Origin of the sequence: Brevundimonas diminuta, from assembly GCF_022654015.1 — a bacterium.
Lineage (GTDB): Bacteria > Pseudomonadota > Alphaproteobacteria > Caulobacterales > Caulobacteraceae > Brevundimonas > Brevundimonas diminuta_C.
The window spans coordinates 1,816,723-1,832,674 of sequence record NZ_CP073063.1 but is presented as its reverse complement, the minus strand read 5'-3'; the positions used below and the strand labels follow the sequence as shown (position 1 = coordinate 1,832,674).

Genomic DNA, 15,952 nt, shown 5'->3' with positions numbered 1-15,952 from the left:
GATTACTCATAACGGGTAAATACGCGATGCTGATTTATTTCGCAAGTCGCGTATTTTTATCCGACCAAATGTCCGCTATAGCATTGTAACGACGCTATTTTTTGGTTGACATGAGCGCCGTTTCGTGACATCGTGTCAGTGCGCATCATCTTAAACATAGCGCAAATTTTCCGAAAACTTTGTCGAGCTAACTGTTCGGGCAATACCGCCCGCGCAGCTCTGACTCATGTCCTGAAGGGAGGTCATTCATGGCAGGACGGCAGGCCAAACTCATATCTGAAACCATGTTGCGTCGCGCGCTCAGACGTCTCAGCCGAAGGGAGACCGCGAACCGTGACCGCGTGATGCTCCTGCTCTCAGTCCGCGCCGGTCTTCGAGCATGCGAAATCGCAGGGCTAGACTGGTCGATGGTGCTTCAACCGAACGGTCGTGTTGGTCGTGTCCTCAACATCCACGACCGAATAGCCAAAAAGGGCGGCGGCCGACGTATCCCTGTGCATGACGATCTTCTCTGCGCCTTGCGCGCCTATGCGGGCACCACAGACATCTCTGGGCCGTTGTTGCCGTCGCTCAGAACCGGCAAGCATCTGCGTGCCAACAGCGTCGTGAACTGGTTCGCAACGCTCTATGCAGAAATCGGCGCGACGGGATGCTCCTCACACAGCGGCCGACGAACGTTCATTACTGCGGCGGCCCGCAATGCGCACCGCACAGGCGCGAGCTTGCGAGATGTTCAACTGCTTGCAGGGCACCGATCAATCGAGGTGACGCAGGGATACATCGATGGCGACAGCGACGCTCAGCGTCGCCTGATCGGTGTGATGGGCCGGTGACCGATCTTTCACTCGCGCCCGTCGTGATCGCGATTCAGAGCATCAAGCTCGCCAAACGATCTGACGACCTCAAACTACGCGGCGTAGACCTCGAAAGCGGTCAGCTGGTGCTCATTTCCGTTCGGTATCTCATGCCCACCACCGAACCCAGAGACCCGATATCGGGCTTGCTGTTGAAGCTATCGCTCCACACGCGCTGACGCGCGACATCTTCATTTAAACCTAGGTACATTCACATGTCTGACGACAGACGTGCGCGCATCTGCGCGCTCAACGACCAGCTTCGTTGCAATCACATCGGCGGCCGCATCGTTCTGACGCCTGGCGTGGTTGATCGCGGCCAAGCGTTTCTGCTGACGGCGCTCGACGCGATCAGGCGGTTCGACGAGTTCAACGAGGGGTGTGACCCGTATGGTGAGCGCGACTTCGGTGCGATCACAATCGGTTCTGACCGACTATTCTGGAAGATCGACTACTACGACCAATCGTTGACCTCCGCCGCTGTCGATCCGGCGGAGGAGACCGGTTGCGTGCGTGTCATGACCGTCATGCTCGCTGCGGAGTACTGACTATGCGCGCGCAGAAGCAGGGAGATCTCGACGGGCTTTGCGGTCTATATGCAATCGTCAATGCGATCGAGTTGACTGGGGTGGTCGGGCCCAAGTCGACGTTTCATCGGCGACTGTTCAAGCGATTGCTGAACGGTTTGGCAGAAGGTGAACTGCATCGGGCGATGATCGACGGTTTATCGCGAGATCAGCTCATCGACGTCGGCGCGAGGGCGTTTCGCAGCGTACGCCGATCGTATGGCGTTCGGTTCGAGATCGAGGCGCTAGACGACATTTGGTCACCACATGACTTTGCGGGTTTTCTAGAAGCGATTGGCGAACTCTCTCGACAACCGCAGACAGCGGTCATTCTAAATGTCGTAATGCCGTGGGTGAACCATTGGTCCGTCGTTCTTCGCTGCAACCAAGACCTCCTCGAGCTGCGCGACAGCGGACGCCTCCGGCGCTTAGCACTTCAACGGTTCGCGCTCAGCGCGAGCAGCTATCGGCTTGGGGGGCGCTACACTTTAATCGTACGGCGCGTTGGAGGGGCGGCTCGGATCCGCGCGGTGGACTTACGTTGAAGGACGCACAGGCGGCACCTGCTCCAGGATTGAACTTGGTTGGACACCGATCGCCGCGACAACACGCAAAAATTCGATGACGTCGAGCCGTCTGCGGCAACTCTCATACTTCGAGACATAGCTCTGGTCGACGCTCAAGAGATCGGCCAGTTGATACTGAGACAAGCCGGCAGCCTGGCGCGCCTCGGTCAGAGCGACCATCAATCTTCGGTTCTCCTCTGTATGGAGTCCAGTCAAACCGCGCCGCGCAATCGCCATGACGAAACGGCTAGAGCGCGCGGCTAATGATGCTAAACTGGCATCACATTTAGGATCTCAATGATGAAAAATCTTGCGCAGGTAGCAGCGCCGATTCTGCTCTTAGCGACTGCTGCCTGCGATCAAACACAGAGGGGAGCAGAGCTCTCAAATTTGGTCGAGCTGACAGGGAGACAGGAGGTGACTCAGCTTGTCGAGCGCGGCGAAGGTCGTGCTTGCGCTCATGACGTTGTTCTCAATGACATTCGAAAGGTCGCGACCCATAACCTGATTTTCTCCGAAGAAGAGACTTGGAACGGAGGATGGAGCAGAACTTCAGTCGAGAAGTTCAATAACTCCTTCAAAAGCCAGCTTGATCGGATCGTTTTGAATGCACACGATCCAAATGCATCGCTAGTCTCATGCAGCGCGGAACACACCGCTTCTATTGACGGAAAATCTTTCAGCACATCGATCGACTACACGGTTCGTCTGACGGTTGATAGAGAACCTTTTATCGAACTGACTGACACACAGCAATTGAAGAACTCAGCTTGGAGCGCACAGCATTTATTCTACTGCGAACAAATTTATCCGGATCAGGTACAGAGGCACGGCACGCCGTATGCGCTCGTCTGCACTCTCCATGAACTTGAACGCGTCCCACATGCAAACATGCGTCTTTCTGCAACACAAAATGCAAAAGGGACGATGATTGATCAACAAGTCAGAGACTTTGATCGCTCTCTAGTTGAGCTACCACCTAACTCTTCTGGAACCGCCTCGATCGCCTCTTCGTCCAACGGCCCCGTCTCTAGCGGTGAACATCGCATTTCACCTCGACAAGACGCTCCCACAAACCGACCCATTAACGGAAACTGAGATGTCGATCCTCGTTACAGCCGCCGCGCTATTTGCCGTATCATCCGCGAATGGGTCTGCGGTTCATATCTCACCGACTGCGGTGCAGACAGCGACGCTCTCGCCGAGTGTAGACCAACTCGCCGAACGGAAATGTGCTGAGATCAGCAGCGGTGGCGCTTTTGACCACTCATCGGGGGATGATGTCGTGCGCTGGCTGGCCAGGGAACTGCCGAGCCCCAAAGACGACTATGATACGGAAGAAAGCTTTCGTAGACGGCTTAACGACAGCCTAAGAGAGCTAACATCTGAAACGCCTGTGTTCGTCGTATCGATCAAGTTGAGCGTCCAACGTTACAATAGCACATACGATCCATTTACGGAGGCGCTCCACTTTCAAACTGGCGAAAATATCGAATGCAACCGTGTTCGCGTTAGCTACTGTCTAAGGCCCGGATATTCGGATTCGTCTAAGGAAACTTTGTTCGCAGTTCATGCAGAAGAAGACAGTATCGCGCAATCGTTTGGAATGCCGTCAGACACGGCTCGCTTTCTAAGAGAGAACGGAGGTGCCATAACGGTTTACATCGTTGCCAGCCTTGAAGAACCCTATCGGACGAGAATGCGCTTCGGATTGGAGACGATGACTATGTACCACCTACACGCCCACTGTTTGAACTACGACTGGCCAGATGCCATTCAGCCGCGATAATCTCTGCTCGGCCATAACGTCAGTCGCGGGGGCTAACCTGTTTTCGACGTGGGCAGCTCGCCAAGGTACTCCGCTTTCAGTAAGGCGAGCCAAGCAGCTCCATATTGGTTTCTGGAGCCCAGTGTAGGAGAAGGCCCTAAGAAGTTTTGGTCGCATCTACTTTTTTAGGCCGCTTAAGGCCTTTCTCGACCAATCGCGCTCCGACACCCTCCATGATACCCGACCACGCTTCGTCTTTGAAGGTAGTACCGGTGATCTGGTGACAGTCCCGAATAGTCAAGGTTTTCCCGCGATCGTCCACGTAGACACGCAAGATGACCTCTCGGCCATGAAACCTGGCGGACTGGAGCTTACGCCGAAGCACCTTCGACCACCTCCACCTCCACCCACTCAGCGATCTCAGCAAGAACTTGGGGGCCTTTTCGGCTACCGAGTCCTCGGCTTTCGCAATCACGCCCGAAATACCCTTAAGCGAAACAGCGCGTGGCGTTATCGGTTTGATGGCCTTGAGCCCCTCCTCTTCGCGACGTGCGGAAATATCCGCCCGATAGAGTGCGTCTAACCCCGCGATTCCAGAAGCAGACCGGTGCACAAACGCGTCAGGCGTAAGTTCCAGCCGGGAGGCTTGCCTGAGAGCGCCAGCATCGCGAGTTCTCAATCGCTGCTCAGCTCGAGCGTCGCCAGAATACGAAATCATATACCGCAATAGAATGTGGAGGTCGGTGCCACGGCTGGTTCGACGCGCAGGCTCGTCGCCGTTCGCGGCTTCGGGCTCGTTGAGACCAAGGTAGAATCGCTGCCGAACTGGAGCGGGCCATGACAGACTTTGGATCCAGATTTTGTATACTTTGGCGAGAGCACCATAATAGTACTCGTTAGCTTGACGGTATGCTCGATCTGGGCCGCGGTATGCCTTCAGTTCTTCGATCGCTTCGTTGATAGTGTCTTCAGTCGCCTCGTCAGCGATCACGCCAAACTTCTCAGCTACGGCGCGAGAGATCGACGGCTTTGTCAGCCGATCTCTTCTCGCCTTGCGCCGTGCCGCCGCGTCTTTTTCGCTCTTGGTTCGTTTGACCATTCGGTAAAGTCCTCCAGCATCCAAAAATCAGATGCGGTTATTCCATTAGTCTGTTTAACAGACTTATGTGTATCGATCGAGGAGATTCGAAATGTGGATCCGGAACGAAGTGCGTGGGGCGTGGCGGAAGCTAGTGCTTGATATCCAACCGACTATGGCCATCACGCTTGGAATGGGCTTGCAGACAACAGCTGAACGGCTCAATCGGGATGCGGAGCTGTTGTTCAACCGCGTTCAGCGACGGGCTTATGGGCCTCGCTGGTTCAAACAGCCGGCTAGCGAACGTATCTCGGCGATTGGCTTCCACGAGCACCCTGACAGCAACCGCCACATGCATGTGGCTCTCGCCGGTGGCTACCGCGTGTGCGAACGCCTAATGCTCGATGGCTCGCGGTTTTGGAAAGACATACGCACCGCAGGCGACTTTTACGTCGAGCCAATCGGCAACGTGGAAGGCTACGCCGACTACATCACAAAGGACGCGCGCTCCGAACGGTCTTGGGAGACTGTTTATGTCTATCGACCGGCCGATTGGCGAGAACTGTAAAGTGGTAATTTGAAATGCGAGACGACCAAGGACCTTCGGAGAGGCGATGCCCCCGGAGCGAGGTCGTAAGCTTCTCGGATAGAGAGCGTCGCCGGAGGTCTGTCTAAATCGGGTCGCTGTCGATTATGCGCTGGCATGATTGCCGATCGATGAAGCGCTGGCCAGATAACGGAAATCCAACGGTTGGCCCAGCTTTTAGAGACACAAGGCGTTTGGATTAACGCTCGTAACAGAGCCGGCTCAACCTCGATCATAGTGGATTTGTCTGGATCTACACTGAGGGTTATGCGGACTGGGAATTAGTTCCGGCCTCGCAGCGATCGAAAGGTCGATGAATATGGCGTCGCTCTAACGCTCGCCGATTTAACGGACCGGCACTAAGGTGAGGTTTGCGCCGCGCTGAAGTCGCGCCGTGAAGCGAGATCGCCATCTATGAGCACGCCTTTGACGACGCGACTGCTGGACACAACGGTGGGCGCCGGTCCGGGTCTGCGGTCGCGTATCGCCGAACGACCGGGTCTGGCGTTGGCGCCGGCCGATCTCGCTGCGCTGGTCGAGGATGTGAGGTCCATCGCTCGCAGCGTTTTAAGCGATGGTGACCTAACTTATGGCATCTTCTCTGGCGATCCGGAGACGCTTTCCCGCACCGTGCTGACGGTGGTCTACGAAAAGAAGAGCGGCCGCCCCGTCGCCTTCAACGCCCTGGCTATTCTTGACGCCGATCTGGGCGGACGCTCGGTGGAGATCCTGCACCTAGGCCTGGTCATGGTGCGTCCCGATGTTCGTGGAACCGGGCTGTCTGCAACCCTCTATGGTCTGACCTGCGTTCTGCTGTTTGTGCGTCGCCAATGTCGGGCTGTCTGGGTGTCCAGCGTAACGCAGGTTCCGGCCGTCGTCGGCATGGTCGCTGAGACGTTTTCCGACGTCTATCCCGGCAGACCTGGAGCGAGACGGTCCTTTCAGCACGAGCGACTGGCTCGGCAGATTATGGGGCGGTGGCGTCATGCGTTCGGCGTCGGCGACGAGGCCGGTTTCGATGCGGATCGTTTCGTAATCACCGACGCCTATACCGGCGGGTCCGACGAGCTCAAGAAGACCTTCGAGAGCGCCGCCAAACATCGCACCGACATCTACAACGACCTGTGCGCTGCTGAGCTTGATTATGGCCGGGGTGATGATCTGCTGCAGATCGGTCAGATCGATATGCGCGCCGCCAGCCGATATCTGGGCAAGGTGGCCCCGCCCGACACCGTGCCCGGTCTGCTCGGCCGGTTCGCCCTGCTGATGATCCAGGCGGGCCTGCTGCCGCTTGTGCATTGGCTCGACCACACTCAACCCTGGGGAAGTTTGCGCGCATGGAAGACGTGACGGCCTTCGATTACGCCGAGTTCACCACCCGCAATCTGGGGTTCGTCACCCAAGCGGAGCAGGCCGCTCTCAAAGGCAGCGCAGTCTTCGTCGCGGGCGTGGGCGGCATGGGCGGTGCCTGTTTTCTGGCGCTGGTCCGCGCCGGCGTCGGGCGGTTCGCCGTCTGCGACATCGACGTGTTTGAGACTTCAAACCTGAACCGTCAGGTCTTCGCCTTCACCGACACGGTCGGCCAGGACAAGGCCGAGGTCGCCTGCGCCGCGGCACGGCGGATCAACCCCGATGTCGAGATCGAACGTCTCGGGGCAGAATGGGTTGATCGGGTTGCGAACCTCGCCGCGCGCTATCCGGTCATCGTCAACGGAACCGACGACATCGCAGCCGGGATCGCCCTGTATCGCGCGGCCAAGGCGGCCGGCGCGACGGTGATCGACGCCTACGCCTCGCCCTTGCCCTCGGTGATCGTGGTGCGCCCCGACGATCCTCGTCCGGAGGAAAGGCTGAAGTATCCGACTCGCAACAAGGCCTTGGATGCGATCCAGCCCGAAGACCTGCGCGCCGGCTTCATGAAGGAGTTGGAGTACGTCATGGTGCATTCGTCGTCGGCCAATCACGTCGATCTGGAGGCAGCGGCGGCCCTTGCTGCGGGAACCGCCAAACGAATGTCGTTCGCCCCAATGGTGATCTCGACCGGGTGTCTGATGGCTTACGAGGCGCTGTGGCTGCTGATGGGGCGTCGATCTGGGACCGACTGCCGGGGTTGGTTCCTGAATGCCTTTGCGGGACGGACCGAGCGGCCGTTGTGGGCGCCCTTCGCCGCGATAAAGGGCCTGATCGTGCGGGCCGTCGTCGCTCGACTGTTGAAAGACGCCACATGATCCGCGTCGAAACCCAGGCCCTGCTCGACGGCTTCGCGGCGGCGGGTCTGGCGGCCTATGTCGCCGCTCTGCTCGTGCGCCGGGCCGGCGGTCCGGTGACTCCGCGATTGGTCTTCCTGTTCGGGGTCATGTCGGTGTTTTACGGCGTGCGTAGCCTGGCGGTCAGAACGGGCTTGCCGGTCTTCGAGGCCGCGACCTATGCCGCCATATCGCTAGCTCCCCTTGCAGCCCTGCTGCTGGCGGAAGGGCTGCTTCGCCGCCATGCGCCGCGCCCGATGAAGATCGCCGTCTTCGCCGCATCGGCCCTGGCTCTGGGGTTCGCCTTGTTCACGACCAGCCGTGTCGCCTTCGGCTCTCGCAGCGCGCTGGCCGTCATCATCCTGTCGTCTCTGGTCGCCATCCTGATCCTGCTGTGGGCGAGAGACCGCAAGTCTCTGTCGCGCGCGGAAAACGGCGCCGTTCGTCGGCTGGCTGTGGGGCTGGCCATTGTCATTCCGCTGATCGGCACAGATTTTTCGGAACTCGTAGCCTCGCCGATCGGGTTCAGCCCCATCGCCGCGCTCGTGATTGTTCTACTGGCCTTATCGAACGGGGTCAGCGACGCACGTGACGTCTGGATCGATGTCGCCGTGATCGGGGCGACAACCCTGGCCCTGACTTGCGGCCTGATCGAACAACTCGGCATCGGCGCCTCTGATGATCGGGTGCGCCTGTTCGCCCTGATCGGCGCAGCCCTCATCACCATGACGCTGGTGGTGCGTATCCAGCCGTTCGGAGCCGCCGGACGACGCACCAGTCTGCGCCAGCGCATGGCCTCGGCCGACACCCGGTCTCTCAACGGCTTTCTGAGCGACATGACCAGGGAGCCGATCCTGAAGGACCTGTCCGTCCTGTCCGACCAAGATTTCGCCGATTATCGTCCCGAAACCCTGGCGCAGACGCTGAATCGTCGCCCGCTCTGGAGCGCCGCTGCCCTGCAGGCCGAGACGGACCAACTCAACGAAGCCGAACGCGAGCCGCTGCTGGATCTTCTGGCCCGATCAGACGCCACCCACGTCGGGCTGTTGAGCGACTCGCCGCTTCGGGTCGGCCTGGTTCGTTTGCCGGATTTGTCGCACAACACTGAGGCCGAGATCGATCTCGGCCTCGCCTTTCGGATGGCGCGGCTGACAGCGGAGAACCGCACGTGACCACGACCGGCTTGACGCTTCGTGAAGGTGATCTGGACGGCTTCTTCCAGGTTCCTTTTGAAATCTATCGCGCCGACAGCCCCTATGTGACGCCGATGCGAGCCGATCTGAAGCGGTATCTGGATCCGACGCACAACCCCCTGATGCGCGACGACGGCGGGCACCTGACCTTTTTCACCGCCTGGCGCGACGGTCGCCCGGTCGGACGGCTGACGGCCCACACCCATCCGTCCTCGAATGCGCGTCATGACACGCGACGCTGTCAGTTCGGCTATTTTGACTGCGAGGACCGTGTGGAAACCGCGCGGCTTCTGTTCAATGCTGCCGAGACCTTCGCCCGAGCCGAAGGCTGTGACGAGCTCGTCGGCGCCTTCAACCTGACGGCCATGCAGCAGGCCGGCATCCTGACTGAGGGATTCGAGAACCAACCCTATACCGACATGATCTGGGGAGCCCCTCATCTGCCGCGCCTACTTGAGGCCTGCGGCTATGCGCCGGTGTTTCCGATGTCGACGTTCGAGTTTGATATCGGGCCAAGCACCGCCGATGCCCTTTTGGGCGACAAGCAGCGCGCGGTGCTATCGAACCCCGACTGGACCTGGAAAACCATCAGCCGCAGCGCCTTCAAGGTCCGCTTCGAAGAAGCTCGACAATGTCTCAACGACGGGTTCAGCCAAAATCCGATGTTTGTGCCTCTCACCCCGGCCGAGTTCGACTTTCAGGCCGGCGAGATGATGTGGATCGTCGATCCGCGCATCGCCTGCGTCGTCCACTATAGAGGCGAGCCGGCCGGGGTTGCGATCTGCATTCCGGACCTGAACCCGTTCCAGAAGGCGACGCGCGGACGGATGGGGCCGATGACCCTGGTTCATTTCATCCGCCAGCGGCTTAGGCGTCGACGCGCGGTGATCATCTTCTACTCGGTGAAGCGCGCCCTGCACGGACAGGGGCTGAATGGCGCCATGCTGCACCAAGTGATCAAGGCCTTATTCGCAGGCGGCTACAAACAATGCGGAGTGACCTGGATCGCCGACGAGAACACCGCCTCGCTGCGCCAGATGGAGAAGCTGAATGCGCGGCGTCTTCAGCGGCTGAACCTGTTTCGGAAAGAACTGCGATGACGCTGGATGCGCAGATCTTTCGGGCGCTGGTGGCCGAGGCCGCCTTGTCGCCCAGCGTCCACAATACCCAGCCCACACGATGGCAGCTGACGCCCGGCGGCCGGGTGCTAGTCCTCGAGGACGAAGGCCGCAGGCTGCCCGTCGGCGATCCCGAAGGCCGTGACCTGAACGTCAGCCATGGCTCGGCGGTGGAGGGGTTCTCTCTCGCTGCTGGACGGCTTGGTCTGGGCATCGATGTCGGACACAACGGGGTTCACGTCGCGGAACTGACGATCCGCCCTGAAGCAGCGTCCGACCCGCTAGCAGAGTATCTAAACCAGCGGCGCACCTATCGCGGAAAGTTTGAAAGCGGTCAGGCCGCTCACGCCGCACTGGACCGATTGGAGCGCAGCGGAGACGTAGTTGTCGTCCAGGATGTAGAAGCGATCGCTGATTTGGCGCGGCTCTACGATGAGGCCAGCTTGCGCTGGTTTCGAAACGTCCCCTATCGCGCCGAGTTGGTGTCGTGGATGCGGCTGTCGCGACGCCATCCTTTCTGGTCGCTGGACGGGCTGAACGCAGAGGCCATGGAAATGTCCGGCATCGAGGCCGCTGCGGCCGGAATCGTTCTTAAGCCGGGTGTGTTCGAGACCTTAGACCGGGTCGGCTTGACCGGCGCACTGGTCGCTGAGGCAGCGGTGGTGCGCAGCGCCTCGGCCATCGCCCTGTTCCATCGCCCCGCGAACGAGGCGCCGTTCGATACAGGGCGACGGTTTCATCGCGCTTGGCTTGGCTTCACCCAGGCCGGAATGTCGGCTGCGTCGATGGCGGTTCTGGCCGACGATGTCGAGGCGCGCACACGCGTCAAAGCGGAATTCGGCATCGGCGACGACCGGCGTCTGATTACCGCCTTTCGTTTGGGGATCGCGCCGGCTCGCACATTGCCGCCCAAGCCCCGCCTTGGGCTAGACGCTCTGATCGTCTAGCTTACAGACCCTTCAGATATTCGATCAGGTCCCGACGCTCGGCGACCGTCAGCCCTTCGACCTGGGCTTCATGACCGCGATTGGATCGACCAGGTTGGCGGGTGTCATACACGACCGGCTTCGACCAAGGGGTATAGCCAACCGGATAGACACGGACCCCGCCCTGTTCTCGCCCCGCTATGCCGACAGCTTTGAAATCCAGCCGATGACCACCGACTAGAAACCGCTCCGATCGTGGTTGGAGCAAAAGAAACTGCTCCAGCGTCGGGACCGAACCGTTGTGCATATAGGGCGCAGTCGCCCAAAGGCCGGACAGCAGGGTGGCGGCGTACTCGCCAGTTGGTCGAGCGTCTAGGATCTGGTCATACCCGTCGCTGCCGGCGTATCGCGTCAGGTCGTCGGTAAAGGCCGCTGCCCGCGAGGGGTCGGACCCCACTTGACCATGCCAGTTGGGAAACCGATCAAGCCGTGGACGCTCAACAGGACCTGAATAGACACCATGACAAGACGCGCAGGCCCGATCATAAATGACCGCTCCTCTGGCAGCAGCCGCCCGATCGATCGGCCCTGGAAAGCTTTGAGGCCGACGCGTCTCCAGCCAAGCCAAAGCGCGTTGCGCAGCGGGGATTTGACGATGAGCGCCGCGTGGGGACTGCCCCATGCTGGGCACAGTGAAGAAGCTGGTGATGGCCGCTAGGTTGTCGCGGTGGGCCACCTTCAATTCCTCGCGGGCGATCGGGCGCCAGCGCGGCTGGTCCTGCGGCGCATAGGCGCCGTCATACAAAAGGGTTGAACGGAAGCTGCGATCGGCAAGATCAGGGATGGAAGTGAAGCCGGCTTCTTCGGCATCGGACAGCGCATGTCCCTGCAGCTTCAAGGCAGCGATTCCGTTTGTCAGGCCCGGCGAGCCGTTCGAGAACGGCAGCGGACTTACACCGTCCGGGATCTCAGCCAGTCGTCGGCGCGCGATTGGGAGGACGGCCCAACGCAAGCTGGCCATTTCCCACGCATCGGTGTCGGGAAAGAGTGTCCGCACCGCCTCGAGGAGTGCGGGCGTATCACCGCTCTGACGTTTAAGGGCCTGCGTCACTGCGCGGGTATAGGCTTCCAGATCCAAGCTGGTGTTTGGTGATCCCAACCAGGCGGTCGTCGGGTTAGGCGAGCCGTCTGCGGCATAGGCAGGACCGGCATGACACGAGGCGCAACCTAGGTTGGCGACTGTCACCTTGACCGGCGGCAAACCGGGCGTAACGGCGCCGACGCTGATCCCTAGCGGATGATCGCGGCTCGGCCCGATCGGCATGTCGGCCCCTTCGATCCGCTCGGGCCAAAGGAAGCCGAACGTCTGAAGGCGCGCCTTGAGATGCGTCTGGCTGACGTCGCCACCTTGCGGATCATCAAGCACCAAGGCCGCGGCGACCAGCTTCCAAGGCACAGCCACCGTATTCAAGGCCTTGAAGTTCAAAGCTCCGAAATCATGCTGAGCAAAGACTTCTGCGTCGGTTTGAGGCCCCTCGTCGCGCGAGGCGCACCCGGTCAAAACCGTGAGGCACAGAGAGAGGGTGAGGTGGGCTCTCATCGACTATCACCCTGGCTGAGGAGCAGGCCGACCGCCATCCCAAAAACTGCTCATCGTATGTCGACGACTGCCACTCCCCTCTTAATCGGGCTCCTGCGCTCCTTCGTATTTTGGTCTACCCCTCGTCGCGGATGCGAACTGCAACCGCTGCTCCCTCGCCTACTCGAAAGCCTCAATCATCGAGGTCACCGCATCTCGCTGATGCGCATTCAGTCTCGACCACGCCCTGATCAATCGGGCAGTTCCAGGAAGATCCTCACGCTCTTCCCCAACCAGCTCGGCGACGTCACACTTCAACGCTTTCGCTGCGAGCACTAGCTTCGACGCAGCGACGCGGTTTTTGCCAACCTCGTATTTCTGAACCTGCTGGAACGTCACGCCCATCGCTTCACCCAACCGGCGCTGTGTCATTCCGACAGCCTCACGGCGATCGGTTATGGCCTTGCCGATGGCGGCATCTAGTCGTTTTTCGTAGTCGCTCATGAACACGGATAGTCGCCGAATACGGAACATCCGCAAGCGTCGTTTTCGACCGAACGCCCCTTGAGCCGCCCACGACCTGGCAAGATCGGGCAAGATCTCCCCCCACCTATCTCAGTGCCATTTTCTACATCCGCACTGAGAGGGACGTCAGAGGGTTGATTTAAGAAGGTTCCAAGGCACTGAACAAACTCGTTTCGAGCACACCGGTGGATGTGCATGAAACCCATGTTGGAACGTTGAATCTTGCGAACTTCGAATCAACCACTACGGCTGTTTCTGTGCCTTGCTCAACCACCACGATATTGAGGCGCACGAGACCGTGTCGCGGCGTAGCAATTTTGCTTGGCGCACAGTCCGCCCAATCCTTGATGCCATAGCTGGGTCGGCACAAGAATCCAGCAACTCGAACACAAGGCGGCGTGCCGGTGTTCTGGTTGAACTGGATAGTCCCGCCCTCAAAGTCACTCTCTGCGGCAGAAAAACCATTATCGAGCGCCCAACGGCTAAGGGCAGTCCACGCTTCCCGTTTCGATAGTGATGTCGTCCGTTCAGTCAGACTCGGGATCGTCGCAGCTTGCGAGCCACTGACCGACAGCGAAACTTCCAACGCAGCTACGACACCCGCAAAGGCTAAGCTAATCATTTAAATCCCGCCCAAATCGAGTTGTAACTTCAGTAACTTAGAAGCTTGAACGTAAGTGCATATAGGCGTTTTGGTCAATCTTGTTCGAGACAAACGTCATAGCTGCGCACTCACTCATCCGCAGATTTAGCCTCGATCAGCGGAAGCTCTAGCGCGTCGATCTCCAGCATCGATCGACCCGCTATACCTTGTAGATCTCCGTATAGTCCCGCCGTCGAGTCCAGCACCGTATGCAGCTGCCGCTCGCGCTTAGCCCATCGTTTCATCGTCGCTTTGCGTTCGCTAGCGAGGTCATCCTGCATCTCTGAGAACTTCTCGACGACCGCTTCGATACGATGACGAAAACGCGGGCCGGTCAGATAGTCATACATCAGCGCAGACTTGGTCTGTTGCCCCTCCCCGGCCGCCCGCACCCCATTCATGAGCACGAGACTTTCGCGCAAGCTCATCGCGACGGGCATGGCGCACTTCGGCCCGGTGATCCAGACCCCCTCCATCTGCCCAAAGGTCTCGATATCCTTCGGCAACGCATGAGAGACGATCAGCGCGAGGTCGGCTTTCGCCGCCCGCAGGTCTCCCTTCAATTTGCTGAGCCAGCCATCGCTCCACGTGCGCGTGCGCTTGGTTTCCCAAAGGATGGATCCGCAAACCTGGCCGGCTGGATTGACCACCCTCTGAAGGACATCGCCCCCGAACTCGCCCTTTCCGACCGGTTCGATCTGATCGAACGGAAAGCGTGCGCGCAGCATGTCCTCGAGCATCAGTTCCTGCGCTTCCCCCTGAAGCTGCTGAGACCCCTGCTCTGCCTTCTTTTTAAGCTCTTCGATCTTCTGCTGCATCGACGCGATCTGCGTGTCGCGCTCTTTGACCTTCAGCGAAAGCACGTCTTCGGCTTCCTGTTTGGCCGTCGCTCGAACGGCCTCTAGCCCCTCGTTGACCTGGCGTTGCACAGCGAGGTCCACTTCTCGCAGCTTGTCATCGAGCTCGCGCTGCTTCTTCAGCATCTCAGCCTCGGCGGCCTGTGACAGCCTCAGCTTCTCTTCGCGGCTGGCGAGAGTCTCCTGCAGCTCAGCGAACTTGCGATCGCGTTCCTCCATATCGGCGGCGACCACGCGCTTTGCCCGCTCAGCCTCATCGACGGCGATCTGCTTTCGCGCTTCATCCATCCTGGCGCTGAGCGTCGCATCGATCGCTTGGCGCTCGAGTTCGATGCGCTTCTTTTCAGCGGCGACCTCGGCATGAGCCTGCGCTACCAGCTGATCCTTAGCCGACAGCTGCTCAACGAAGGCGAGACGGGTTTGCTCGACGAGCGGCCCGGCCAGAGACTCGGTCAGCTTGATGTCTGACTTGCAGTTCGGGCACGTGATCGTGGGTTCGTTCATCGTCGTCTTCCTCCCGTCGGCCTTCGACCGTTAACGTTTCGAATCGAGGGCTAGCGCGACGATACGTCAGAAGCGGTCGGAGTGGTTGTGCTGTTCGCGCGATCTAATGGGCGGTTCCGCAGAGCATTTCACACGGTTCGCCGTCACTGTTTCCGTCCAGCGATACCACCCCGCACTGTGTGAGATAGAAGTGCGCTTCCGCGCACGAGCTCATCTGGCGACAATAGCGTTTGCCAGAGCAGCTAAACCTGCCGTTTTCCGGTTCGGTCACCACGCTCTGGTGAGGGGCGACGAGTGATCGAACCCCACGGGCGCCGTCGATTGGGATGTTACCGTCACCCTCGCGCTTTCCCTTTCGCCATTCCCATGGCTCAACCGTCTCGGCATCGCTAAGCGACCACAGCCCCAGCCGTTCCTGGCGAGCCCTCGCTTCGACAGCGATCAGGGTCTGATCCGTCAGATATCGTCTGTACGCCCACGCGGCTCCCTGCCCGACCATCGCACGATTGACGTCTTCACCGTCGGCAAAGACGCGCGCCACGATACGATCATAGCGATCAGTGTCGATCTGCTGCAGCGAAACCGTTTTGCCGAAGGCGAGCGATGATAGCGTCTGCTTGGCGCGCGCGCCCCATGGCTGTCCACGTTCGGGCGCGTCGATTTCGGCAAGCCTGATCGTGTGCTGCTGATTGCTCTCATCAAGCACAGTCAGCGTGTCGCCGTCGGTTACGCCGACAACGCGGGCGCGAAAGGCAACTGCGGGCTCTGAACGCGGACCGATGCCGATGAGGTCGGTGGTCTTCTGCGCCGCGACGCCGATCTGGTCGCAAGCGGAGACCGCGAATGACGCCAGCGCGAGCAGGAGCATCGGCAGTCGCGAAAAAGGCCTCAGGGTGTTTGTCGTGATCTGCACTGACCAGTTCCTACTGGTCGGGCCCCGCGG

At 59.7% G+C, this 15,952-nt stretch carries 19 protein-coding genes; 12 read left to right on the top strand and 7 right to left on the bottom strand.

Annotated elements, in window-relative coordinates; genetic code table 11:
* The first annotated feature begins 248 nt into the window (after positions 1-248).
* Genes KAK88_RS09035 through KAK88_RS09020 form a run of 4 tightly spaced genes read left to right on the top strand, consistent with a single transcriptional unit; the run spans position 249 to position 1,965 of the window.
* Positions 249-833 (top strand): tyrosine-type recombinase/integrase, encoded by a 585-nt coding sequence (locus KAK88_RS09035; protein WP_347264726.1) that lies wholly within the window; start codon positions 249-251, stop codon positions 831-833.
* Complete coding sequence (locus KAK88_RS09030; RefSeq protein WP_242076399.1) at positions 830-1,033, top strand: hypothetical protein; 204 nt, start codon at positions 830-832, stop codon at positions 1,031-1,033. The genes KAK88_RS09035 and KAK88_RS09030 overlap by 4 nt, the downstream gene beginning before the upstream one ends.
* Positions 1,034-1,069: 36 nt before the next feature.
* Positions 1,070-1,402: a DUF3768 domain-containing protein gene (locus tag KAK88_RS09025; protein WP_039243594.1), complete on the top strand. Its 333-nt coding sequence runs from the start codon at positions 1,070-1,072 to the stop codon at positions 1,400-1,402.
* Between the two features lie 2 nt (positions 1,403-1,404).
* Positions 1,405-1,965 (top strand): hypothetical protein, encoded by a 561-nt coding sequence (locus tag KAK88_RS09020; RefSeq protein ID WP_242076398.1) that lies wholly within the window; start codon positions 1,405-1,407, stop codon positions 1,963-1,965.
* Here KAK88_RS09020 and KAK88_RS09015 read toward each other — a convergent pair.
* On the bottom strand, positions 1,957-2,166 hold the full coding sequence (locus KAK88_RS09015) for a helix-turn-helix domain-containing protein (RefSeq protein WP_242076397.1): 210 nt from the start codon (positions 2,164-2,166) through the stop codon (positions 1,957-1,959). The two genes, KAK88_RS09020 and KAK88_RS09015, sit on opposite strands and share 9 nt — an antisense overlap.
* Before the next feature lie 120 nt (positions 2,167-2,286).
* On the opposite strand from KAK88_RS09015, the gene KAK88_RS09010 reads away from it, so the two are divergent.
* Positions 2,287-3,084 carry a hypothetical protein gene (locus KAK88_RS09010; protein WP_242076396.1) on the top strand — a complete coding sequence of 266 codons (798 nt, stop codon included), beginning with the start codon at positions 2,287-2,289 and terminating at the stop codon, positions 3,082-3,084.
* A gap of 1 nt (position 3,085) precedes the next feature.
* On the top strand, positions 3,086-3,775 hold the full coding sequence (locus KAK88_RS09005) for a hypothetical protein (protein ID WP_242076395.1): 690 nt from the start codon (positions 3,086-3,088) through the stop codon (positions 3,773-3,775).
* A 136-nt stretch (positions 3,776-3,911) separates the two neighbouring features.
* Here the strand turns inward: KAK88_RS09005 and KAK88_RS09000 are convergent, their stop codons facing one another.
* The gene (locus KAK88_RS09000; protein ID WP_242076394.1) at positions 3,912-4,853 is read right to left on the bottom strand and encodes a hypothetical protein; all 942 of its coding nucleotides are present in this window, start codon (positions 4,851-4,853) and stop codon (positions 3,912-3,914) included.
* 154 nt (positions 4,854-5,007) lie between these two features.
* Here KAK88_RS09000 and KAK88_RS08995 point away from each other — a divergent pair, with 154 nt between their 5' ends.
* The 6 genes from KAK88_RS08995 (at position 5,008) to KAK88_RS08970 (ending at position 10,922) form a co-directional block, all read left to right on the top strand.
* A complete protein-coding gene (locus KAK88_RS08995) occupies positions 5,008-5,400 on the top strand; it encodes a hypothetical protein (protein ID WP_157004390.1) in 393 nt (130 codons plus the stop codon).
* Positions 5,401-5,832: 432 nt separating this feature from the next.
* On the top strand, positions 5,833-6,768 hold the full coding sequence (locus tag KAK88_RS08990) for a hypothetical protein (protein ID WP_242076393.1): 936 nt from the start codon (positions 5,833-5,835) through the stop codon (positions 6,766-6,768).
* The gene (locus KAK88_RS08985) at positions 6,756-7,646 is read left to right on the top strand and encodes a ThiF family adenylyltransferase (protein ID WP_242076392.1); all 891 of its coding nucleotides are present in this window, start codon (positions 6,756-6,758) and stop codon (positions 7,644-7,646) included. The genes KAK88_RS08990 and KAK88_RS08985 overlap by 13 nt, the downstream gene beginning before the upstream one ends.
* Positions 7,643-8,836: a hypothetical protein gene (locus KAK88_RS08980; RefSeq protein WP_242076391.1), complete on the top strand. Its 1,194-nt coding sequence runs from the start codon at positions 7,643-7,645 to the stop codon at positions 8,834-8,836. The genes KAK88_RS08985 and KAK88_RS08980 overlap by 4 nt, the downstream gene beginning before the upstream one ends.
* Complete coding sequence (locus KAK88_RS08975; RefSeq protein WP_242076390.1) at positions 8,833-9,957, top strand: GNAT family N-acetyltransferase; 1,125 nt, start codon at positions 8,833-8,835, stop codon at positions 9,955-9,957. The genes KAK88_RS08980 and KAK88_RS08975 overlap by 4 nt, the downstream gene beginning before the upstream one ends.
* Positions 9,954-10,922: a hypothetical protein gene (locus tag KAK88_RS08970; protein ID WP_242076389.1), complete on the top strand. Its 969-nt coding sequence runs from the start codon at positions 9,954-9,956 to the stop codon at positions 10,920-10,922. Before KAK88_RS08975 ends, KAK88_RS08970 begins: the two co-directional genes overlap by 4 nt.
* Position 10,923: 1 nt before the next feature.
* Here the strand turns inward: KAK88_RS08970 and KAK88_RS08965 are convergent, their stop codons facing one another.
* The 5 genes from KAK88_RS08965 to KAK88_RS08945 form a co-directional block, all read right to left on the bottom strand.
* Complete coding sequence (locus tag KAK88_RS08965; protein WP_242076388.1) at positions 10,924-12,501, bottom strand: c-type cytochrome; 1,578 nt, start codon at positions 12,499-12,501, stop codon at positions 10,924-10,926.
* 159 nt (positions 12,502-12,660) lie between these two features.
* Positions 12,661-12,984, bottom strand: a complete 324-nt coding sequence (locus KAK88_RS08960) for a helix-turn-helix domain-containing protein (protein WP_242076387.1) — start codon at positions 12,982-12,984, stop codon at positions 12,661-12,663.
* 160 nt (positions 12,985-13,144) lie between these two features.
* Complete coding sequence (locus KAK88_RS08955; RefSeq protein WP_242076386.1) at positions 13,145-13,627, bottom strand: hypothetical protein; 483 nt, start codon at positions 13,625-13,627, stop codon at positions 13,145-13,147.
* 110 nt (positions 13,628-13,737) lie between these two features.
* A complete protein-coding gene (locus KAK88_RS08950; RefSeq protein WP_242076385.1) occupies positions 13,738-15,009 on the bottom strand; it encodes a DUF2130 domain-containing protein in 1,272 nt (423 codons plus the stop codon).
* A 103-nt stretch (positions 15,010-15,112) separates the two neighbouring features.
* Entirely contained in the window at positions 15,113-15,922 is an 810-nt protein-coding gene (locus KAK88_RS08945; RefSeq protein ID WP_242076384.1) for a thermonuclease family protein, read from the bottom strand.
* Positions 15,923-15,952 lie beyond the last annotated feature (30 nt).